Genomic DNA, 21,814 nt, shown 5'->3' with positions numbered 1-21,814 from the left:
CGCCGGAAAAAAACGTAAAAATTACCAATCATTATATGGCTCTAAAAAAAGACAATCGTCCGAAAGCAACGTTTTCGAAGATTACGATCGGACTGGCTTCGCCCGACTCTATCCTGGAGAAGAGTTTTGGCGAGGTGCTGAAGCCTGAGACCATCAACTACCGGACCTACAAGCCGGAGCGGGATGGTTTGTTTTGTGAGCGCATCTTTGGTCCGGTAAAGGACTATGAATGCGCCTGCGGCAAATACAAACGCATCCGCTACAAAGGCATCGTATGCGACCGCTGCGGTGTAGAAGTTACCGAGAAAAAAGTGCGCCGCGAACGCATGGGCCACATCAAGCTGGTAGTGCCCGTGGTACACATCTGGTACTTCAAAAGCTTGCCCAACAAGATCGGCTACCTGCTGGGAACCTCTTCCAAAAAGCTGGAAAGCATTGTTTACTACGAACGCTTTGTGGTGATTCAGTCCGGCATCCGTGCCGATAAAGGCCAGAACTACGGCGACCTGCTCACCGAAGAAGAATACCTCGACATCCTGGATACCCTGCCCAAGGACAACCAGTACCTGCCCGACGAGGATCCGAATAAATTCATTGCAAAGATGGGTGCCGAGGCAGTGCACGATATGCTGGCCCGCATCGATCTCGACCAACTTTCCTTCGACCTGCGCAACGCCGCTGCAACGGAAACTTCGCAGCAGCGTAAGGCTGATGCCCTGAAGCGCCTGTCGGTGGTGGAATCTTTCCGCGATGCCAATACCCGTATTACCAACCGCCCCGAGTGGATGGTCATGCAGTACATCCCGGTTATTCCACCCGAACTGCGTCCGCTGGTTCCCCTGGATGGTGGCCGTTTTGCGTCTTCCGACCTGAACGACCTGTACCGCCGGGTGATCATCCGCAACAACCGCCTGAAGCGCCTTTTGGAAATTAAAGCTCCTGAGGTGATCCTGCGCAACGAAAAGCGTATGCTGCAAGAAGCGGTGGACTCCCTGTTCGACAACAGCCGTAAGAGCAACGCCGTAAAAGCAGAAGGTGGCCGTGCCCTGAAATCCCTTTCCGATGTACTGAAAGGTAAACAAGGCCGTTTCCGTCAAAACCTGTTGGGTAAACGTGTGGACTACTCCGGCCGTTCGGTAATTGTGGTAGGCCCCGAACTGAAACTGCATGAGTGCGGTTTGCCAAAAGATATGGCTGCCGAGCTCTTCAAGCCGTTTATCATCCGCAAGCTGATTGAGCGTGGTATTGTAAAAACCGTAAAATCGGCCCGCAAACTGGTTGATAAAAAAGAAGCCGTTATCTGGGACATCCTGGAAAACATCCTGAAAGGTCACCCGGTAATGCTCAACCGTGCCCCAACGCTGCACCGTCTTTCCATCCAGGCTTTCCAGCCCCGACTGATTGAAGGCAAAGCCATACAGTTGCACCCCCTCGTTACCGCGGCGTTCAACGCCGACTTTGACGGTGACCAGATGGCCGTGCACGTGCCGCTGAGCAACGCTGCCGTACTGGAAGCGCAATTGCTGATGCTGGCGTCGCACAACATTTTGAACCCGCAAAACGGTACCCCCATTACCCTGCCTTCGCAGGACATGGTACTGGGTCTGTATTATATTTCAAAAGGCCGCAAATCTACCGACGAATTAAAAGTTCGCGGCGAAGGCAAAGCGTTTTACAGCGAAGAAGAAGTGATCATTGCCTACAACGAAGGCCGTGTTGACCTGCATGCGCATATCCGCGTAAAAACAAATGTTCGTGAAAATGAGCAATTGGTTAATAAGCTGCTGGAAACTACTGTAGGCCGTGTGTTGTTCAACCAACATGTGCCTGATGAGGTTGGTTTTGTAAACGCCCTGCTCACCAAGAAAAACCTGCGTGAGATCATTGGCGACATCATCCGCATCACCAACATTCCAAAAACGGCTAAGTTTCTTGATGATATTAAGCAGCTTGGTTTCCGTATGGCCTTCTCCGGTGGTCTTTCGTTCTCGATCAATGACCTGATCATCCCCGACATCAAAAACGAACTGCTGGAAAATGCGAAGGCAGAAGTTGAAGAGGTTTGGGAAAACTACAACATGGGTCTGATCACGAACAACGAACGTTACAACCAGATCGTTGACATTTGGTCCCGTGTAGATACCCGCATTACCGAAACCCTGATCCGCGAACTGGCTACCGACAAGCAAGGCTTTAACTCGGTATTCATGATGCTCGATTCGGGTGCCCGTGGTTCCAAGCAGCAGATCAAACAGCTGGCTGGTATGAGGGGTCTGATGGCCAAGCCGCGTAAGTCTGGTTCTACCGGTTCGGAGATCATCGAAAACCCGATCCTCTCCAACTTTAAAGGCGGTCTGAACGTATTGGACTACTTTATCTCTACCCACGGTGCCCGTAAGGGTCTGGCGGATACGGCCCTGAAAACGGCCGATGCCGGTTACCTGACCCGTCGTTTGGTGGACGTTGCACAGGATGTGGTAATTGCCGACGATGACTGCGGCACCCTGCGTGGTATTGCAACCTCGGCATTGAAAGACAACGAAGACATCATCGAGCCGCTGAGCGACCGTATTGAAGGCCGCACATCGGTACACGATATCTACAACCCGCTGACCGATGAACTGATCATTGCAGCAGGTGAAGAAATCACTCCGGAGATTGCCCAGAAGATCGAAGATTCGGGTATTGAAACCGTAGAGATCCGCTCTGTACTGGCTTGCGAAAGCAAACGCGGTACCTGCGTAAAATGCTATGGTAAAAACCTGGCTACAGGTTACACCGCACAGCGTGGTGATGCTGTAGGTATCATCGCTGCACAGTCCATCGGTGAACCCGGTACCCAGCTTACCCTCCGTACCTTCCACGTGGGTGGTGTGGCCGGTTCTGCAGCTGTAGAATCTACCATGCTGGCCAAGTTCGACGGTACGCTGCAGTTCGACGGTTTGCGTACCGTAACCGTTCTGAACAACGAAGGCGAGAAAGTACAGGTGGTTATCGGCCGTACCGGTGAGATCCGCAACATGGACGTGAAAAACGACCGTTTGCTCAACGTAATGAACATCCCTTACGGTGCTACACTGGCTGTAAAAGATGGCCAGACCATTCAAAAAGGTCAGGTGATCTGTACCTGGGATCCGTTCAACAACGTAATCATTGCCGAGATCGATGGTGAACTGAAATACGAGAACGTAATCGATGGCGTTACCTACCGCGAAGAGTCGGACGAACAGACCGGCCACCGCGAAAAGGTGGTTATCGAAACCCGCGATAAAACAAAGATTCCTTCGATCCTGGTGGAAGGTAAAGAGCGTAAAAGCTACAACCTGCCTACCGGTTCACACATTGTAGTGGACGAAGGCGACCAGGTAAAAGCTGGCCAGGTACTGGTAAAAATTCCGCGGGTGTTGGGTAAACTCCGCGACATCACCGGTGGTCTGCCCCGCGTAACCGAACTGTTTGAAGCACGTAACCCATCCAACCCTGCCATCGTTTCTGAAATTGACGGTGTGGTAACCATGGGTGCTGTAAAACGCGGTAACCGCGAGATCATCATCGAGGCAAAAGACGGTGTTACCAAAAAATACCTTGTTCCGCTGACCCGCCAGATCCTGGCACAGGACGGCGACTTCATCAAAGCGGGTAATGCGCTTTCCGATGGCCAAACTTCACCGCAGGATATCCTGAACATTCAGGGACCATTTGCAGTACAGCAATACGTGGTGAACGAAATCCAGGAAGTGTATCGCTTGCAGGGTGTAAAGATCAACGACAAGCATATTGAAGTGATCGTACGCCAGATGATGCGTAAGGTATCGATCCAGGATCCGGGCGACACCCGCTTCCTCGAAGAAGACCTGGTAGACAAATTCGAGTTCCTCGACGAAAACGATTACATCTTTGACAAGAAGGTAGTGACCGAACCGGGCGAATCTTCGAAAATGCGTGCCGGCCAGATTGTTACGCTGCGCGAACTGCGGGAAGAAAACTCCATCCTGCGCCGTGCCGATAAAAAGCTGGTTGAGTTCCGCGATGCGCAACCTGCCACTTCATCGCCAACGTTGCTGGGTATCACCAAGGCTTCGCTGGGTACCCAAAGCTGGATCTCGGCTGCGTCGTTCCAGGAAACTACCAAGGTGCTTTCTTCTGCAGCCATTCAGGGCAAGGCCGATGACATGCTGGGTCTGAAAGAAAACGTAATCACCGGTCACCCAATTCCTGCGGGTACAGGTCTGCGTGAGTTTGACAACACCATCGTAGGTTCGAAAGAAGAATACGAGTTGTTGCAAACTACCCGCGAGGTGATGAGTTTCGACGAAGAAGAGTAACCAGTGATTTGTAAGATTAGTCAAGATTAATAAAAAAGAACCCTGCCAGCCGGCGGGGTTCTTTTTTATATGTAAAAAAATATTGCAGCGATGGTGTGGGCTTTCTTTTTTGCGCATGTACATGCCCGTGAGTCTATCGTTTGGCGGACATTTTATTTAAAAAAATGCACGCTGTTAAATGTTGTTACCGGTAAAATAGGCATCCGGTCAGTGCGCATCTGCAATAAAAATTTAATGTAGTACAGGAAAATACTTAGCGTTTTAATTTATCGCAAAATTGCCTGTCAATAACAAGCCCATCCATTGAGGTGCAATACGGAATGAATAGCAAAAATTTAGCAATAGTATTTGTACGAAGAATAACAACGATGCCCGAAACCCGCACCGGTAGGAGGTTGTACGTGCACTAAGTATTTTCCATAAGAAAAAATTAGGGCATAATCGCGATTGTATGGATGAGCTGATACTCCTACTTTTGTGGCAGAAGTTGATTGATGCACATCAATCTACCAGTATCCAAGAAAAGACCAAATCCAATCCAAATCCAAAGAACCGTCCACAAGACAAAATTGATCCAGATCCTGAAAAAAACCAAAAAGCAAAGTCCAAATCCAAAAAGACCAGAATCCAGTTCCCAGAAAAACTAAAATCAAAATCCAGTATCAGTCAACTTCTATTTTTTCGAAAAACCAGTATCCAATCTATCCTTGAAAAGAGCCCGTTTTTGATCCGCCGTTCCGAAGAAAACTATTCCAACCCTAGAAAAGCAAAGGCGTCCGTACTAAGAAAACCCTAAACAAGAAGACAAATCAACGCCTTATACTTTTAGTCCCTTCACCAAAAAGTGAGGGGATTTTTTATTACCCAAAAAACAAACCACGGCGCCGGCTGCAATTTGTTTATACAAAATAAAATGCAGCCACTGCCGTGGTTCTATTAGAAAGCAATGAGCCCAAAACAACATTTTAATGCAGCCTTAATTGGCTTGCAATAATTGTTTCGGGCAAAGCTTAAATATCCCTGCGCCGGTTGCCCGTAACTGCCGCCCAAATGGCCAATGCCAGTACGGCGCCACCAGTGGCCACCAGCAGGCTGTACACGTTAAATCCATCTACACGGCCCCAGCCAAACATAGTGGCGATCCAGCCGCCCAGCACGGCGCCTACAATGCCAATGATCATGGTAACGATACAGCCCTGTGGGTCGCGGCCCGGGCGAATGGCCTTTGCCAGTGCACCGGCAACCAGGCCCAATAAAATCCAACTGATGATTCCCATAACGATTTTTTTCTAAACGTTTATCAAAAGCTGTACCTCGCTGTAAATGTTTCATAAAAGCCGGGCCGTTTCGGCGTCGAATACCCTTTTGCCCTTTTCTTTGCACAACAATTTTGCAAAAAATGAATCGCGGATTACTCCTGTTAAACGTTGTGCTGTTAGTATTGGTAGGTATGCTGTTTTACCTGCATTTTTCTTCCGGCAAAAAAGAAACACCCAAGGCTGCTGTGAGCACCGATGCTGCGCCTGCCGCTAAAGAATTCCGGATCGCTTATTTCGAAATGGATTCGCTGGAAGCATCCTTCTCGATGGTGAAAGATGTGAAAGGCGAACTGGCCCGCAAGGAAGAAGCCATCAACACCGAACTGGCACGCCTCGAAAAAACCTACCGCGACAAAGCCGCACAATATCAGGGACAAGCCGCTACTATGAGCCAGGTGCAAAGCGAAATGGCCACCCGCGATATGATGCAGATGCAGCAGAACATGCAGAACCGCAAAGCCGCGCTGGATCAGGAGTACCAGGATTTTTATATGCGCAAAATGCGTGATGTGAAAACCCGCATCGAAGACTACCTCAAAACCTATAACAACAACAAAAACTACTCGTACATTTTTGCATACGAGCCCGGCCTGTTTTATTTCCGCGATACGGCATATAACATCACCGATGATGTGGTAAGAGGCCTGAACGCCGGGTATAGTAAAAAGTAATTGTACGCCACTCTATACAAACTGTTTGTAAAAGCCGCTGCATTATGCAGCGGCTTTTTTGTTGCCGGCCCGATCAACTTTGTGCAACACCTGTTGCGACGCTCCGTTCATCTTTCTGTTCTTTGTGGAGCAGTGTAGCTGCTGCAGCTTCATCCGGCAAAGCGCACAGCAATTTGGTACCAAGGCGCTGCCCACATTTCCTTATCTTGACGCCCAAACTAAACTGGTTATGCCGCAAACTGCTACCGTGCCCGCAACTGCCGAAAAAGAAACCCATTTCAAGCGGTCGCTGGGCCTGCTCGATGCCACGATGATTGTGGCGGGCTCCATGATTGGCTCGGGTATTTTTATTGTGAGTGCCGACATTACCCGCAACGTAGGCAGTGCCGGCTGGCTGATTGCTGTTTGGCTCATTACCGGTTTTATGACCCTTACTGCTGCGCTGAGCTATGGCGAACTGAGCGCCATGTTTCCCCGCGCAGGGGGGCAGTATGTCTACCTTAAAGAAGCGTATAATCCACTTATTGGATTCTTGTATGGCTGGAGTTTTTTCTCGGTCATTCAAACCGGCACCATTGCCGCAGTGGGCGTTGCTTTTTCCAAGTTTGCCGGCTATTTTATTCCCGCGCTGGAAATGACCGACGCTAACATTTTGATGGACCTGGGCTGGCTAAAAGTTTACCCGGCACAACTTGTTTCCATTGCACTCATTGTGTTACTAACGTGGATCAATACCCGAGGAGTTAAAGAAGGCAAACTGATCCAAACAACATTTACCGTAACCAAATTGGTGTCGCTATTTGGCTTAATCCTTTTTGGTTTTATACTGGCCTTTGATACCGATGTTTGGAATGCCAATTGGGCCGATGCTTGGACCATGAAATCGATCAGCGCCGATGGAAACATTGGCACCGTGCTGGGCATTGCGGCACTGGGCGCTATTGCCGCCAGCATGGTTGGTTCCATATTCAGCTCGGATGCATGGAACAACGTAACCTTTATTGCCGGTGAAATCAAAAACCCGCAACGCAATATTGGCCTCAGCTTGTTTTTGGGTACCCTCATCGTTACCGTTATTTACGTGGCTGCCAATTTTATGTACCTCGCTGTGCTGCCGTTGAGCGGCATTGCCACGGCGCCAGCCGATAGGGTAGCGGTATCTGCAGCCAATGCCATCTTCGGCAACATCGGCACTTATGTCATCGCCATCATGATCATGATTTCCACTTTTGGCTGCAACAATGGACTGATCCTGGCCGGTGCACGGGTGTATTACTCCATGGCCAACGACGGATTGTTTTTTAAAAAAGCAGGCACGCTTAATAAAAATGCGGTACCTGAGTGGGCACTTTGGGCACAATGCCTGGTGGCGGCCATTTTATGCCTCAGCGGCCGCTACGGCGACCTGCTGGATATGGTTTCGTTTGTGGTGGTGATTTTTTACATGCTCACTATTGCCGGTATTTTTTTACTCCGCAAGCAACGCCCCGAAGCGCCACGGCCGTACAAGGCAGTGGGTTACCCAGTGCTGCCTGCACTGTACATTGCCATGGGTTTAACCTTTTGTATTTTGCTGGTGTTTTACAAGCCAAAGTTTACCTGGCCAGGATTGATCATTGTGTTGCTGGGTATTCCGCTGTATTATTTGGCCCTGCGTGGCAAGCGGCGGGAGTAGAATGCGATGTGCTCCGTCATTGCGAGGCATTTAGGTGGCTTGAATAATAAACGTTTTTTGCGCCGAAGCAATCCCTTTTTACTTACTACCAAGCAATCGTTGCATACACTTTTTTGTTGCTGGAGATTGCTTCGGCGCATGAATTAATTATGCCACTTAACATCTGCCGCGCCTCGCAATGACGCTTGTTGCCTTCAAATGCTCAATCAAGATCCGGCGTTATCACCACCACATTTTTATAGCCCGCATACAAAAGCAGTTGCTCCACCAACTGTTTTCCTTTTTCATCAGCACGGCGCAGAACGCCTTGTGCTGCTGCATTGCGCAGCATTTGGTCTCTTGCCTTGGCGGTAAGTGCAGCAACGGCACGCTGGCTCCATTCCCCTTTTTCAGAAAAGGTTTCCACTCCAGAAGGATTCACTTCTACTTCCAGCACCTCCGCTTTGGGCAGCACAATGCTGATGGAGTCGTTGTAAATGCGGATATGACTAGTGTCTAGTTGCTGCAAATCAATGCCGGCCAGCAGCCTGCCTTTTACTACCAACACCAACGACTGTCGGGCCGGAATAATGTAGGGTGGAAACGGCAACAGCGCAGCGCCGCGGCTGCTATCAGCCACCACTTCATCGTAGTATTCAATGGTCATCAATTGCGCCAGCTCCCTAATGTTTTGTACCAGCAACGGCGACTCATCTACCACGATTGGTTTGCTGCGAAACATTTCCCTTAATGGCTGTATGGCTGCCCGTTGCAGCAACCACCAACTGCCGGCAATCAGTACAACGAGTAAAACAACATTTATCAAAATTCTCTTCATGCTTTGGCTTATCGGTAAGTGCTGTTCCAGCAAAATGTTTTTCAAAAATCAATTGCCTTGTATTATTCAACGATCACTTCTTCAAACCCTGCCTGAACAAAAAAGCGGGTGATAAAAGTAACAGCGCCAGCTTTTGCCCTGGCCAGTATATCCAGGCTATCGGCCTGCCGGCGAATCTGGCTTTCGGCCTGTTTCATGATGGCGTTGGTTTCCGTTTGCGAAAATGGGTCGCGAAAATGACCAATATCAGTATACGAAACACGGATGGCTTCCGGCGGCATTGAAAAAGAAATGATCTGTGGCAGCGGCAGCTTGATGCGGATGCTGCCCCCCTGTTGCACCACGTCGGTTTCTTTTAGCTGTTCCAGGTTCACACCGGCTTTGATGCGGGCCCGGCAGGTAATGAGCATGCGCCGTTCGCCCAGCTTGTACCAGGTGTCTTCATCGCGGGCCCGCACCACTTTCGAAACTTCCATTTCGGCGGTAGCTAACTGCCCAATTTGCCGCAATTGCAACAGCGGTGGGGTTTGCGGCGGCTCTTTTTTGGCGCAACCGCACAGCAGCACGAATGCGGTCGCTGCCAAATAAATTTTCTTGCTAATTTGCACCATGTCGGGGGTTGTGGTTAAAGCTACATTTGTCCCGGTCTACAAACAATTTTTATGCAGAAATACGCCGTGATTGTTGCTGGGGGTACGGGAATGCGCATGGGTGCCGCCATTCCAAAGCAGTTTTTGATGTTGCATGATAAACCGGTGTTGTATTATACGCTGAAAACTTTCCTGGATGCATTTGATGACCTGCGCATTGTGTTGGTGCTGCCCGAAGATTATACCGACCTGGGCCGCGAAGTGATCGATGCATTTTTTGATTACTCCCGCATACAAATCACATCTGGCGGCGAAACACGTTTTCATTCGGTGCAGGCAGGTTTGCGGCATGTAGGTAAAGATGCCATCGTGTTTGTACACGATGCAGTACGCTGTTTGGTCACGGTTGATCTGATTCATCGCTGTTTTGAAAATGCATTGGAAACCGGCAGTGCCGTGCCTGCAGTTCGTGTTCGCGACAGTGTGCGGCTGCTGAACGCCGAAGAAAATACCAATGAGGTGATGGACCGCGACCGCGTGGTGCTGGTGCAAACACCACAAACTTTTCACAGCCGTATTTTACTGCCCGCTTTTGAAATCGATTACAAAGAACGATTTACTGATGAAGCCACAGTGGTGGAAGCATTTGGATTAAAAGTATCGCTGGTGCCTGGCGATGAGCACAATATAAAAATTACCCGTCCCGCCGATTTGCTATTTGCCGAGGGCATGATCCGGCAAGGATTTTTGGATAAGAGTTTGGTAAAGGAAGGGTAGAAGTGTTGGCTATGCTAGTGCCGAATTAATAGAAGTATAACCTGTTGCTGATTGTGTAATTAGCGCAAACAAAATGTATATAAAAAAATAGCAGCGATTTTTTCGCTGCTATTTTTTTACCCAGCGAAGTAGAATGGGTAAATGGTTCCAGTGGTGGAAAAAGTAGGGCTGGTTTACCGGGTTGAAGTTTTTATAAAAATGATACACACCAGACAGATCAGTACCCTCAAAATCAAGCTGATGTTGCGTACCAGCAAATTCCCTGATGATGCTGTCTATTAAAAAATGGCCGGCAGCAATTTTTCTTCCTTGCTCGGTAGTAGTGCACATCACCAAATACAACCGGGATTTTGCATGCAATAAAACAGCACTGGAGATAATGTTGTTTTGGACATCGGTAACATGCCGTGCAACAAGGTTTTGACGCTGCTGCAGGTTGGCACACACTTGTTCAAACCTATTAAAATCTTCAGCGCGAACACCATCCAGCCGATCGGCATAATGCTCCTTGAACATTTGGATATTCAACCGGAAAGATGAACTGTTGTGATAAACCAATTGGCTGCGACTGGCTTTTTTGAGATTGTTCTTTAAATCGGTTGCGTAGGACTGCGCCAAATGCGCATAAGAAGGCGAAAGGTCCAATACGAAATTTGTTTGCTCTTTTCCCGAACCCTCGTTTATAAAATTGTAGTTGTACGATCCGTATGGAAATGCTTGGTGCATCAATGAACGGAAATTGCTGAATGCAGTATACCTATTTTTGCCCATCACGCCCAACTGCTGTACAAACGCCGGCGTGTACACATATTTTATTCCCCATTTTTTTCGCCACGGTATAGGCATCACTGCGGCATAATCATCCAGCACCAGCGCATCCCATTGGTCGCACATGGCATCCAGGTACCAGCTGTATGCATACACTAAACCATTCGGCGATGCATCAATAAAGGCATCCCATTTCAGAGCGTCAATTTCGGCCCGTTTCAGGTGCCTTATATTAGCCCCGCTGCTCATAGGTCCACTTCGCGGAATACTTTGTTCAGCGGCCGTTGGTTTAATTGGATGGAAAACGAAAGCGTTTTCAACATGCGCTGTTTGGGAACATAAGCTTTTTGGTAATCGCGGAACGGAGCGCTGTACAGGAGCGGCAGGTACACCTGCACCAGGTCGCCAAAAAGCGGCAACTGCAGGCCGGCATCAAACAAAAAACGGGAGCCTTCCTGCCGGTCGTTCCAGGCCTCGGCGTAGGTGCCCACATCGGCAAACACCCGCAATGGAATTTTAAAAGGCAGCACCGAAAGCGGGTTGATCTTGTCGGGCAAGGATGAACTAAAGTTCATTGCCATCAGCCATTTTGCGGAGCGCCCTACGGGTTGGGCCAGCAGGTCGGTACGCATTTTAAATCCGCCATCCCGCATCAAAATTTGCTGGCTCGAAAATCCTTCAAATTCATTGCGGCCAATAAAATAGTTATTGTATGTGTAATCGTGGTAGCCGTCGGGACCGGTCATGTTCAACCCATAGCGGTCGGCAGCAATTTCGCGTTGCAGGGTTCGACCTTTTGGAAAAAGCAAAGCGCCACCAAAAAACCGGGCTTCCAATCCGCCGCCACCGGCATAGTTCAAAAAGTATTGTGCGGTAACAGCGGGGCGGATAAACTGTTTACCAAATTCTACCTGCACCTCGGCTTTGTACGGGTACAGTTCACGAAGGTCTTGCAACGTAAACCGCAACTGGTGCAGGGTGCGGCTTTCTTGTAAGGTGCGGGCAATAGTAAAAATGCTGGTATCGCCATTGCCAATGACGGTATCCCTGCCAAAGCGAAATGCATCTTCGCGGAAAAAATAGCTTTTCCAATGCACCTGTGTGCGGCGTGTGCTGGCCGGACTTTGCTCCCGAAATGTGGCCCGGATGCCTGGAGCAATTTTCAGGAAACTGGCCACTTGCTTTACGCCGTTTTCTTGTTCAAAACTGTTGTTTGCAAAACGCGCCGCGTTTATAAACAGCTCAGTGCGGCGGATGCGGCCGTCGGTATACCAGTTGTAGCCAGCCCGGCCAATCCCATTCAATTGCTTTGACCCAAATGCATAGAGCGGCACTACCGCAAATTGAAACTTTGACGGTGGAATCTTGTAGTTGGTGAACAGTGCACCGGCCATTACACGGTCATAACGGTTATACCCAAGCGCAGGCGAAATGAGCAGCAAAGTTTGCGTGGGCTGGCGCAAATACGCGGCAATGCTTTTGGGCGCCAGCGTAGATGCAACTTTAAAGCCCCGCATGGCAGTGTCGTTCAATACTTTTTTCTCGTCCAGGTGGGCAAAGAATGATTGCAGATCCTGTCCTGTTTGCACTTCCAGCACCTTTTTAAAGTCCTCGGGGTAGGGGTGTTTAAACTGCCACTGGCTGTAATAAGCCTGCATTGATTTGTCAAATCGGTCCCGCCCAATGCGGGCTTCCAGGGCCTCAAGCCACAGCGCCGTTTTAGTGTAGGAAACCAGCAAATAATTGAGCGGGCTAAAAGCATCCGATTTGGTATTGATTGGCTGCGCCAACTTCTGCCGCACTTTGGTTAGCAGCAGCAATTCCTCGCCGCGGTTCAGCAACAAGCCCAGGTCTGGTACATTTTTATTTAGGGCGCTGCCGGTGGCTTTTTCCCGGCGGTGCCGCCGGTCGTAGTAGCTGTTCAATCCCTCATCGAGCCAAGCGTGTGCCCGCTCGTTGGAGGCAAGAATGCCCTGGAACCAGTTGTGCCCCACTTCGTGCCCAATCAGTTCGGCAAGGATCAGCGGGTCTTGCTGTGGCGAAATGACAGTGATGGTTGGATACTCCATACCGCCGCCAAAACTTTCCGGCCCTTGAACGGCCGTCACCACGCCAAAGGGATATTCGCCAATTAGCTGGCTGCGATAGCGCACTGCTTCTTTGAGCATGGCAATGGATTGCTGCCAAACTTTTTGCTGCGCCGCGGTATAAAGAGATTGCACCAAAATAACCCGGCCCGATGGCAAGCGGCAAGTATCTTTTTGCACAATGTAATTGGGCGCTGCAAACAGGGCAAAATCATGCACACTGTCCTGCGTGTAGCGCAGCGTTTGCAAGCCGGTTGGTAAGGTGTCGGTAAATGCGATTTTACTTTTTGCAGTGACGGGTTTTGCTTTGCTCACAGGCTTACGGACAGGGGTAACCGCTTTTTTGGTTTTGGCAACAGGTATTGGTGCAGATGCGCCTTCTTGTTTGGTTAAAACTGTTTCCTGTAGCAAGCCCGTAGCTGCCACTTTATATTTTGCAGGCAGCGTGATGCGTACGTCAAAATTTCCAAAATTGCTGTAAAACTCACCTTGGTGCAGGTATGGCATGGGGTGCCAGCCTTTGTGGTCGTACACAGCGGGTTTGGGATACCACTGGGTTAGCTGAAATGAATTGCCGTCATACCCGCCGCGGCTAAAGTTGAAGGGCAGTTTTACAAAAAACGGCGTGGTAATGCGGATGTTGCCGCCCGGCGGCAGCGGCGCCTCCAGCAGCAGGCTAACAACATCAATATATTGCGGATGGGCCTCAACCTGCACCCTTGCGCCGTTTACTTTAAAATCAAGCCGGTTGATGTAACCGCGTTGCTCTTTATCGGCAAAATAAAAAGCGTTTTGCCCCATGCGCAGCAACTGTTCGCTCAATGCTGTTTGGTCATTTTTATAAGCATTGGGCCACAGATGAAAAGGAATATATCGCAGCGTGTCCGGCGAATTGTTGTAATAAGTAATGGTGGCAAATCCGTCGAGTGTGCGGCTGGTGTCATTGAGGGTAGCTTCCAGTTGGTAGTCTACCCGTTGCTGCCAGTATTGTGCCTGCGCCTGCTGCAACAGCAGCAATGCAAAAGGCAATAATAGAAACCGGGAATTGCGAAGCCGTGCAGCGCAGCAGCGAAAAGCAGTATGGACCGTTTGGTTTATCAAGGCGTCAGATTGTAAAGCAGCAAAATACAGCATGGCCTTTAAAACGGTTCTGTTTTTTTCACCGGTTACGCTATTTCATGCAAAGGCTTTGCCGCGGACATAGCGAACGAATGTTGCAGCGGAAGTAGATAAATGAAGCAAACGCGAAGCGCAATGGCAAACTGTCATTTTCCTTTGCCTAAAAAAATGATCCGCAGCGTATGCAGCATGATCTTCAGATCGAGCAGCAAGGACACATTTTCAATATAAACCAGGTCGAAGCGGGCACGCTCCAGCATTTCCTCGATGTTTTCGGCGTAGCCAAACTGCACCATACCCCAGGAAGTTAGGCCGGGTTTTACCTTGAAAAAAAAGTTGTAGTAGGGAAACTGCGCAACAATCTGGTTGATATAAAAAGCCCGCTCCGGACGGGGGCCCACCAGGCTCATATCGCCGCGCAGTACATTCCAAAGCTGTGGCAATTCGTCGAGGCGCCATTTGCGCATAACGCGGCCCCATGGTGTGATGCGCGGATCATTGTCGGACGACAACGCAGGGCCATCGGCCTCAGCACCGAGGTACATGCTTCGGAATTTGATCATGGTAAAAGGCCGGCCGCGGTAGCCAATGCGCTGCTGCCGAAACAGCACCGGGCCCGGCGACGATGCATTTACCCGAAGCGCTACATAGAGCATCAGCGGCATCAGTAAAATGAGTGCGCCGCATGCCAGCACCACATCTACCAGGCGTTTTACATGCTGCTGCCAAGGCGCCATTGGGTTACCGTTCAGTTCCACCAGCGGCACGGTCAATACGTTGCCTGTTTTTACCGAGCCCGAAAGAATATCGAGCAAATCCGGTTGTAGCCTGATGTGCACATCCTTAGTACTCAGGCGGCTAACGAGGTCGGCGATTTGGTCTTCTTCCCGTTTGGAAAGTGCCAGCAGCACCAGTTGCAGGCGGTGCTGGTCCACCAACGCTTCCAGATTCGGCAGTGTGCCCAGGAAGGCCATGCCATTCTGCGCCGGCGATACTTCGGCGGGGATAAATCCTTTTACACTATATCCTTCCACCGCCAGCTTGCGGCTGGTAAGGTGATATAAGTTGAGTGCTGCTTCGGGCTGGCCGATGATGGCGGCCGGAAATGAGATGACGCCCTGGGCAATTTGGCGCTTGGTTATGGACAGCAAAATAAACCGGCCTACAAACGTGCAGGCGGTTTGTAACACAAAAAGCGAAGCAAAAGCTGTATAGTAATAGTTGTAATTGTAATTGTACACATCGTTGGCCAGCAGCACAAAAAACAGCACGATCGTGCCCAAGAAAGAACCAACAATAGTATTGGCCAATTCGCTGGCCCGTGATTTTGCATACAGCTTGGTATAAGCACCCATGAGGCTAAAGAGGGCCAGCCACCCAAAAGGAATGAGGAGGAACAGCACAAAATGCCAGCCGTTGACCAACGGCACGGTTTCGTTGAGCATGCTTTTGCGCAGCACATCAAAAAGGAGCCAGGCGGCCAGTGCGGCTACAAAGTCGGAAACCGCATACCAGTGGCTGCGGATATAGCTGCGGAATGGCGTCATTGCCGCTATACTTTATTGATTTTGCTTAAGATCTGGTGGGCCACTTCCATGGCGCGGTAACCGTCAATTTCGTTTACCACCGGCACGGTATTGTTGCGGATGGCATCGGCAAAAGATTCCAGTTCCTTCCTAATGGCATTTACTTCGGGCACCGGCGGCGTAGCCATGGCAATGGTTTTTACGCCCTGCGGTGTTTCGATGTCAAAATCAAACGTGCCGGTATCGGTGGCTTCTTTCAACTTGATGACCTCGGTTTTCTTTTCCAAAAAGTCGATACCGATGTAGGCGTCTTTTTGAAACAGGCGCATCTTGCGCATTTTCTTTAGCGAAATGCGGCTGGATGTAAGGTTGGCCACGCAACCGTTGTGAAATTCGATGCGGACGTTGGCAATATCCGGCGTATCGGTTAAAACCGCAACACCCGAAGCCGATACGGTACGCACTTCGCTTTTTACAATCGATAAAATTGCATCAATGTCGTGGATCATCAGGTCGAGAATAACGCTCACCTCGGTGCCCCGCGGGTTGAATTGCGCCAGGCGGTGCACCTCAATAAACATGGGCGACAGCGCCAGGTTTTGCGCAGCTAGAAAAGCCGGGTTGAACCGCTCTACATGGCCTACCTGCAGTTTTACATTGCTTTCCTTCACCAGCTTAACCAGTTGGGCTGCCTCGTTCATAGTGTTGGCCATGGGTTTTTCTACAAACACATGTTTGCCGTTGCGGATGGCGCGGTCGCACACCGAAAAATGCTGGTCGGTAGGCGTTACCACGTCGATGGCATCAACGGCGGCAATCAGTTCGTCTTCGCTGGTGTAGCGGCGCAGGCCGTATTGGGCAGCTACAGCCTCGGCCGTGGCATCGTGTGGATCGTAAAAGCCCACCAATTCCACGCCTTCAAGCTCTTTCCAGTTGTTCAAATGAAATTTGCCCAGGTGCCCGGTACCGAAAACGCCAACCTTGATCATGAAAATGAAGTGTTATAGCGGCAAATATAACGGTTTGAAAAAGAGGAAGGGAAATGGTGGCGGATACTGCATTTTAGGAACTTGCATATTCACCGGGTTTGCGCCAATCATTACCTTAGCCTCATGGTGTTGTATGTAAAAAACATGGTGTGCAACCGCTGCATCAAATCGGTTATCGGCATACTGGCCGAACTGGGCATTGGGCACGAACAGGTGTTGCTGGGCGAAGTGCCGCTACAGGAGCCACCCGACGCCGAGCAGCTGGAGCAACTGCGGCAACGGCTGCACGAAGAAGGTTTTGAACTGATTGACGATAAAAAAACGCGGCTGATTGAACAGATTAAAAAGCTGGTGCTGCGCCGCCTGGCACAAGACCCGGATGATATCCGGGACAACCTTTCCGATTACCTGTCGAAGCAACTGCACCACGAATATTCGTACCTGAGCCACTTGTTTTCATCGGTTGAGGGGCTCACCATCGAGCAGTATTTTATTGCACAAAAAATTGAACGGGCCAAGGAACTGCTGGTTTACGGCGAGCTGTCGCTGTCGCAAATTGCGTTGCAACTGGGCTATAGCAGCGTGCAGCATCTTTCCAACCAGTTCAAAAAAGTAACAGGCCTTACGCCAACACATTTTAAAACAATAGGAGCGGCCCGCCGCCGGCCACTCGACGAAGTGAACGGAACCTCTAAGTAGCAGCGGCATATTTTGCTAAAAAATAAAAAGGCGGCACACAACATATGCAGTGGGTGTGCCGCCTTTTATTTATAAAAAGATGTAGCTCAAACTTTATTGCCCAGCGGCTGTACTACTGGGTTGGCATGCGCTACTGAGTTGCTTGTTTGGGCCGCTTTTTTATCGGGCCGGATGATGAGCCGCAAAGTGGGGTCGTTGGTAAGGAACGACCAAAACCAGCTCATGGCCAGCATCAGTTTGTTGCGGAAGCCCACCAGTGGAATGATGTGAATGAACAGCCATACCAGCCAGGCGGCAAAACCTTTAAAGGAAACCTTCGGCAGATCGGCCACGGCTTTGTATTTCGAAATAATGGCCATGCTGCCTTTGTCGTTGTACGCAAACGGCTGAAGCGTTTCGTTGGACTCGAGCCGGCGTAAATTTTTTGCCAGCAATTCGCCCTGCTGAATAGCCACCTGCGCCACTTGTGGGTGCCCGTTAGGAAAAGCTTTGTCGGTGGTTTGAAAACACAAATCGCCCAGCGCAAAAATATTGGGGATGCCCTGTACGCGGTTTACTTCATCTACCAGCACCCTGCGGCCACGGCCCAGCAACTCTTTGGGCAGCCCGGGCACCTCGCGGGCTATCACACCGGAGGCCCAGATCAGTGCATTGGTTTCGATGACCGTTCCGTTGGCCAGCACCACGCGGCCTTCGGTGTAATCTTTAACAGCCGTGTTTAGAATAACGTGCACGCCCAGCTTTTGCAGCACGTCCAGCGCTTCGGCCTGTGCTTTTTCGCTCATCGGGCCCAGCAGGGTAGGGCCGGCATCAACCAAATAAAGATGGCTGCCAAAATCCTGGATCTCGGGGTATTCTTTCACCGCGACATTGCGGCCAAGTTCGGCCAGCATGCCTGCCATTTCCACGCCGGTGGGCCCGCCGCCGGCAATAACTATGTTGAGCAGTCGGTCGCGGTCTTCCTTGCTTTTGGCCCGCGTGGCCTGTTCCATGTTCAGCAAAAGCGTGTTGCGCAGGGTAAGCGCCTCGTCGATGGTTTTCATCGGGAGGGCTGCCACCTTCACGTTTTGCATGCCAAAATAATTCGTTTCCGTACCCAAGGCCAACACCAGATAATCGTACGGCAAAATGCCATGCGTTGTTTCGATGGTGTTGGTTTCGGGCCTGATGCAAACAAGTTCGCCCATATGAAAGCGCAGGTTTTCTTTTTCCTGAAACATGCGCCGGAAGGGGTAGCTGATATTGGAGGGCTCGATAAAAGCGGTAGACACCTGGTAGAGCAGGGGTGGAAAAAAATGATAATTGTTTTTATCCACCAGGGTTATGTGAAAGCGTTGATCCGATTGCAATTTTTTGATCACATGTATGCCGGCAAATCCGCCGCCTACAACCACCACTCGTTTGGCAGTATTACTCATTTTGTGCTTTTTTATATTCAGGAGCAATTCACATACCGCGGTGCGTTGCAGGCGCCTTATGGTTGGGTTAAAGATTTGCGGAGTGCTGCTTGGAGGCAGCAACTAAATGCATCTAGTTGCATCAATGCTTCGGCGTGTAGCAAAAAAATGCTAAGGAGCGACGCGGAAATGAAATGACAAAACACCGCAACACACAGCTGAAAAGATCATTTCATGCAGCGCACAAATGCTAGTTGTTTTATTTCTATGCAAAGCCCCTCGGTACTGCACATTAAACGATGCAACCCGTAGCAAGATGAATATGCACTTGCAACCGTTTTATCTAATCTTCTTAACCGCAAAAAATCGGCTATACATGCTTGATCTCCTGCCAAACGAATTCTTCAATTTCGTCGAACAGGCTGCGTTCCCTGGTTTTGCCTTTTGTCTGTTCTTCGTATTTATTGGTAAAATATAGGGCAAGGTTGTAGAGCTTGTCGGTTGCCGACCGGTCCTGCAACTCCGCGAAGTTTTTCGGTTGTTTGTCTTCATCCAGTTCGCGCATATACACCAAAACCTCTACCACTTCAAAATGCGTTTTTTGCCAGGACTCAAAGCCATTAGGAAAATCAGGAATCGCCATAGTTCAATTTTTTTGTTACAGGTTGGGTATGAAATTAACCCATAAAGCAATATGGGCATTGCGTGGCAATAAGAAAATATAAGGTTGATTTTTGAGGAGTGATTTAGGTTAGTTGCGGTTGTTTGCATAAGTTTTTTCTAATGAATCGAATGTTTCATGCTTCAATTTAAGTGAAAAAAATACCGTCGCAAATTCAATCCCCTTTTCTAGATTTTTTTAATGTTCATCCAGAACAAAATACAACTAAACTTATTGTGCATAATAGGAAAACAATTTCTTTCATTTATACAATAGTCCTAAGTGTTCACTATCAATTTATAGTTGAAGTTGTTTTTGTAAAATTAATATAGGCCTCCTGCGGAAGAAATTCTTGCCATCACGACAAAAGGCTTTTGTAGCAGATAAAAGCTTTCCATGTCCTTTGCCACCCGTTTTGCCGCATTAAGAAAGGATTATCGCAATTGCTGTTAGTGTTAGTTGTGTCTTCAAAAAAGTGGTGCCTAACGTAGGACGTGTTTCTGAAGCAGCGGCATTCTGTGTTCCTTCAGCCCCACCTATGTTCTATTGATGATTAAAGATATAATGTTCAGCATTTGCAATCCAGCCGCTGTTTTAGAAACACCATGTGCATGTTGGACAACGTACAAAACTTTCGTCATCTCTGCTTGCATTGAAGCGTGTTGCTGATTATCTTTTGGCATGCAAGGCCGCAAGCACTACTCCGAGAAGCTGTTCACCCATTTTCAGCTCTCCGACCGTGTTCCATCCCACAACTTTTACCGCAGGCTCAAAGAGGCTCTGGACCTGCATTGGCTATATGTGCGAACCAAAAAGTACTATGGTCGTGACGGACAGAAAAGCATTGATCCGGTTGTGTTTTTCAAGCTCCTTTTAATCGGATACTTCGAAAACCTGCTTTTTGACCGGCGCATCATCGATACCGCTTCTATGCGCCTGGATATGCTTTACTTTCTGGGCTATGACATGGATGAAGAACTGCCCTGGCATTCCACCATCTCCCGCACCCACCAGCTTTATGGCGAAGAGTTGTTTAACGAGCTTTTTACCACAGTGCTCAAACAGTGCATTGACTCAGGCATGGTGGGTGGCAGAAGGCAGGCAATCGATTCCGCTCTTGTAAAAGCCAACGCATCCATGGACTCACTGAAAGAAAAGGAGATCCTTTTGGATGGTGCCGACTACTTGAATGAACTACAGGAAGAAGAAAAAGAACCTGCGGACAATAAGGATAATACAGGTGACGAGAACCAACATAGCGTAAGTGCTGTACGCAACAAAGCCGTACAACAACACCACTCCTGGAAAGCAAAAGCATACAAAGATCAGCCAGGCGGAAGCAAACAAAAAGAACTCCCAGACGGTGAGCAAAGCGCAAGCGGTGAAAAAGACTACCTGCCAAAATTTGTATCCAACCACACTCATTACTCCACAACGGACAGCGATGCACGGGTGAGTGTAAAGCCTGGCAAACCGCGTCAGCTCAATTATGCAGCACAGGTCAGTGTAGACACGGCCTCACATGTGATCACAGCCATCGAGGCGCACCATGCAGACAAGAAAGACTCGCAGTGTCTTCCCTCCATCCTGGATTGTGCAGTAACGAATCTAAAGGCAGGTGGCCTGCACCTGAAAGAAGTGCTCTGTGATGCAGGCTTCAGCAGTGGTGAAGCACTGAAGGCATTGGAGGAAAGGGGCATTGTGGGTTACATTCCAAACTTTGGCCAGTACAAGCCACATCGGGAGGGCTTTCGATTTAATCCTTTCCGAAATGCTTATGTATGCGGGCGTGGTGTGGAGCTTCCGTTTAAAAAGATCATCACAACATCGCTGGGTTACCAGATGAAGCAGTACCGCTCCTCATCAAAGGATTGCAGGGACTGCCCTTTGCGCAGCACCTGTATCGGCAAGAGTGATTTTAAGAAGATCGATGATTCTGTAGACAAACCATACTATGACCGGATGCACCGAAGGCTGCAAAGTGAAAAGGCTAAAGCAATGAAGAAGATCAGGCAAAGCACGGTGGAGCCGGTCTTAGGTACATTTGTAAGCTTCCCTGCAATAAAGGGTAAGGCTACACCAGAAAGTATTCGCGAAACGGTGTGGGTCGTAGTATCTGTAGAAGAGGTAGCGGTCCTTTGTAGCTACTTCTATGTAGAAGCCAGCAGGATGTGTCCACCTTACTTCCATACCCTGTATCGATTTACTGTCGGGAAGGGTCATGAGATCGAGTTCCAGAAGACTGTCAATGAATGAGGGCCAGCCAATTGTAGGCATGACCTTCTGACTTATTTGTACTTGGAATGGGGCTGGGCCTTTCAAGAACTCTTTGGATCCAATGCCGTTTGCATGATTGGTGTCAACTGTGAGTTCATAATAGTTCCCTGACCAGCT

16 protein-coding genes are annotated in these 21,814 nt (G+C 49.3%); 7 read left to right on the top strand and 9 right to left on the bottom strand.

Annotation, left to right across the window (positions count from 1 at the left end):
• Positions 1-35 precede the first annotated feature (35 nt).
• Positions 36-4,325 carry a DNA-directed RNA polymerase subunit beta' gene (gene rpoC / locus EPD17_RS16690; protein ID WP_114235021.1) on the top strand — a complete coding sequence of 1,430 codons (4,290 nt, stop codon included), beginning with the start codon at positions 36-38 and terminating at the stop codon, positions 4,323-4,325.
• Between the two features lie 451 nt (positions 4,326-4,776).
• On the top strand, positions 4,777-5,121 hold the full coding sequence (locus tag EPD17_RS16685) for a hypothetical protein (RefSeq protein ID WP_114235022.1): 345 nt from the start codon (positions 4,777-4,779) through the stop codon (positions 5,119-5,121).
• A 214-nt stretch (positions 5,122-5,335) separates the two neighbouring features.
• Here EPD17_RS16685 and EPD17_RS16680 read toward each other — a convergent pair whose 3' ends face one another.
• On the bottom strand, positions 5,336-5,602 hold the full coding sequence (locus EPD17_RS16680) for a GlsB/YeaQ/YmgE family stress response membrane protein (RefSeq protein ID WP_114235023.1): 267 nt from the start codon (positions 5,600-5,602) through the stop codon (positions 5,336-5,338).
• Between the two features lie 122 nt (positions 5,603-5,724).
• Between EPD17_RS16680 and EPD17_RS16675 the strand changes: the two genes are divergently transcribed.
• Together EPD17_RS16675 and EPD17_RS16670 are read left to right on the top strand one after the other, a co-directional pair.
• Positions 5,725-6,315, top strand: a complete 591-nt coding sequence (locus EPD17_RS16675) for an OmpH family outer membrane protein (RefSeq protein ID WP_132055707.1) — start codon at positions 5,725-5,727, stop codon at positions 6,313-6,315.
• A gap of 229 nt (positions 6,316-6,544) precedes the next feature.
• Positions 6,545-7,990: an APC family permease gene (locus EPD17_RS16670; protein WP_132055706.1), complete on the top strand. Its 1,446-nt coding sequence runs from the start codon at positions 6,545-6,547 to the stop codon at positions 7,988-7,990.
• A 202-nt stretch (positions 7,991-8,192) separates the two neighbouring features.
• Here the strand turns inward: EPD17_RS16670 and EPD17_RS16665 are convergent, their stop codons facing one another.
• Both EPD17_RS16665 and EPD17_RS16660 read right to left on the bottom strand, forming a co-directional pair.
• A complete protein-coding gene (locus EPD17_RS16665; protein WP_132055705.1) occupies positions 8,193-8,807 on the bottom strand; it encodes a DUF4230 domain-containing protein in 615 nt (204 codons plus the stop codon).
• 62 nt (positions 8,808-8,869) lie between these two features.
• Positions 8,870-9,418 (bottom strand): DUF4230 domain-containing protein, encoded by a 549-nt coding sequence (locus EPD17_RS16660; protein WP_132055704.1) that lies wholly within the window; start codon positions 9,416-9,418, stop codon positions 8,870-8,872.
• A 51-nt stretch (positions 9,419-9,469) separates the two neighbouring features.
• Between EPD17_RS16660 and EPD17_RS16655 the strand changes: the two genes are divergently transcribed.
• Positions 9,470-10,174, top strand: coding sequence for a 2-C-methyl-D-erythritol 4-phosphate cytidylyltransferase (locus EPD17_RS16655; protein WP_132055703.1), 705 nt, complete (start codon positions 9,470-9,472; stop codon positions 10,172-10,174).
• A 108-nt stretch (positions 10,175-10,282) separates the two neighbouring features.
• Here EPD17_RS16655 and EPD17_RS16650 read toward each other — a convergent pair whose 3' ends face one another.
• From EPD17_RS16650 to EPD17_RS16635, 4 genes are all read right to left on the bottom strand, one after another.
• Positions 10,283-11,191 carry a hypothetical protein gene (locus EPD17_RS16650; protein ID WP_132055702.1) on the bottom strand — a complete coding sequence of 303 codons (909 nt, stop codon included), beginning with the start codon at positions 11,189-11,191 and terminating at the stop codon, positions 10,283-10,285.
• A complete protein-coding gene (locus tag EPD17_RS16645; protein WP_132055701.1) occupies positions 11,188-14,058 on the bottom strand; it encodes a M1 family metallopeptidase in 2,871 nt (956 codons plus the stop codon). Before EPD17_RS16645 ends, EPD17_RS16650 begins: the two co-directional genes overlap by 4 nt.
• A gap of 236 nt (positions 14,059-14,294) precedes the next feature.
• Positions 14,295-15,695 carry a sugar transferase gene (locus EPD17_RS16640; RefSeq protein WP_132055700.1) on the bottom strand — a complete coding sequence of 467 codons (1,401 nt, stop codon included), beginning with the start codon at positions 15,693-15,695 and terminating at the stop codon, positions 14,295-14,297.
• A 5-nt stretch (positions 15,696-15,700) separates the two neighbouring features.
• The gene (locus EPD17_RS16635) at positions 15,701-16,663 is read right to left on the bottom strand and encodes a Gfo/Idh/MocA family protein (protein ID WP_114235032.1); all 963 of its coding nucleotides are present in this window, start codon (positions 16,661-16,663) and stop codon (positions 15,701-15,703) included.
• A 123-nt stretch (positions 16,664-16,786) separates the two neighbouring features.
• Here EPD17_RS16635 and EPD17_RS16630 point away from each other — a divergent pair, with 123 nt between their 5' ends.
• Positions 16,787-17,362, top strand: a complete 576-nt coding sequence (locus tag EPD17_RS16630) for a helix-turn-helix domain-containing protein (protein ID WP_132055699.1) — start codon at positions 16,787-16,789, stop codon at positions 17,360-17,362.
• Between the two features lie 86 nt (positions 17,363-17,448).
• Here EPD17_RS16630 and EPD17_RS16625 read toward each other — a convergent pair whose 3' ends face one another.
• On the bottom strand, positions 17,449-18,780 hold the full coding sequence (locus EPD17_RS16625) for an NAD(P)/FAD-dependent oxidoreductase (RefSeq protein WP_132055698.1): 1,332 nt from the start codon (positions 18,778-18,780) through the stop codon (positions 17,449-17,451).
• A gap of 349 nt (positions 18,781-19,129) precedes the next feature.
• Positions 19,130-19,402 carry a hypothetical protein gene (locus tag EPD17_RS16620; protein WP_114235035.1) on the bottom strand — a complete coding sequence of 91 codons (273 nt, stop codon included), beginning with the start codon at positions 19,400-19,402 and terminating at the stop codon, positions 19,130-19,132.
• Positions 19,403-20,101: 699 nt separating this feature from the next.
• Here EPD17_RS16620 and EPD17_RS16615 point away from each other — a divergent pair.
• Entirely contained in the window at positions 20,102-21,676 is a 1,575-nt protein-coding gene (locus EPD17_RS16615; RefSeq protein ID WP_132055697.1) for an IS1182 family transposase, read from the top strand.
• Positions 21,677-21,814 lie beyond the last annotated feature (138 nt).

The organism is Pseudocnuella soli, from assembly GCF_004347775.1.
Lineage (GTDB): Bacteria > Bacteroidota > Bacteroidia > Chitinophagales > Chitinophagaceae > Flavisolibacter > Flavisolibacter aquaticus.
The sequence above is the reverse complement of the archived record's forward strand: the minus strand, read 5'-3'. Positions and strand labels throughout refer to the sequence as shown.

What these genes read in the sequence shown, in the direction of transcription:
- EPD17_RS16620 (WP_114235035.1), bottom strand. Translation starts at nt 19,402, where the DNA reads ATGGCGATTCCTGATTTTCCTAATGGCTTTGAGTCCTGGCAAAAAACG.
- EPD17_RS16630 (WP_132055699.1), top strand. Translation starts at nt 16,787, where the DNA reads ATGGTGTTGTATGTAAAAAACATGGTGTGCAACCGCTGCATCAAATCG.
- rpoC (WP_114235021.1), top strand. Translation starts at nt 36, where the DNA reads ATGGCTCTAAAAAAAGACAATCGTCCGAAAGCAACGTTTTCGAAGATT.
- EPD17_RS16625 (WP_132055698.1), bottom strand. Translation starts at nt 18,780, where the DNA reads ATGAGTAATACTGCCAAACGAGTGGTGGTTGTAGGCGGCGGATTTGCC.
- EPD17_RS16655 (WP_132055703.1), top strand. Translation starts at nt 9,470, where the DNA reads ATGCAGAAATACGCCGTGATTGTTGCTGGGGGTACGGGAATGCGCATG.
- EPD17_RS16640 (WP_132055700.1), bottom strand. Translation starts at nt 15,695, where the DNA reads ATGACGCCATTCCGCAGCTATATCCGCAGCCACTGGTATGCGGTTTCC.
- EPD17_RS16615 (WP_132055697.1), top strand. Translation starts at nt 20,102, where the DNA reads ATGCAAGGCCGCAAGCACTACTCCGAGAAGCTGTTCACCCATTTTCAG.
- EPD17_RS16650 (WP_132055702.1), bottom strand. Translation starts at nt 11,191, where the DNA reads ATGAGCAGCGGGGCTAATATAAGGCACCTGAAACGGGCCGAAATTGAC.
- EPD17_RS16660 (WP_132055704.1), bottom strand. Translation starts at nt 9,418, where the DNA reads ATGGTGCAAATTAGCAAGAAAATTTATTTGGCAGCGACCGCATTCGTG.
- EPD17_RS16675 (WP_132055707.1), top strand. Translation starts at nt 5,725, where the DNA reads ATGAATCGCGGATTACTCCTGTTAAACGTTGTGCTGTTAGTATTGGTA.
- EPD17_RS16680 (WP_114235023.1), bottom strand. Translation starts at nt 5,602, where the DNA reads ATGGGAATCATCAGTTGGATTTTATTGGGCCTGGTTGCCGGTGCACTG.
- EPD17_RS16635 (WP_114235032.1), bottom strand. Translation starts at nt 16,663, where the DNA reads ATGATCAAGGTTGGCGTTTTCGGTACCGGGCACCTGGGCAAATTTCAT.
- EPD17_RS16665 (WP_132055705.1), bottom strand. Translation starts at nt 8,807, where the DNA reads ATGAAGAGAATTTTGATAAATGTTGTTTTACTCGTTGTACTGATTGCC.
- EPD17_RS16670 (WP_132055706.1), top strand. Translation starts at nt 6,545, where the DNA reads ATGCCGCAAACTGCTACCGTGCCCGCAACTGCCGAAAAAGAAACCCAT.
- EPD17_RS16685 (WP_114235022.1), top strand. Translation starts at nt 4,777, where the DNA reads ATGGATGAGCTGATACTCCTACTTTTGTGGCAGAAGTTGATTGATGCA.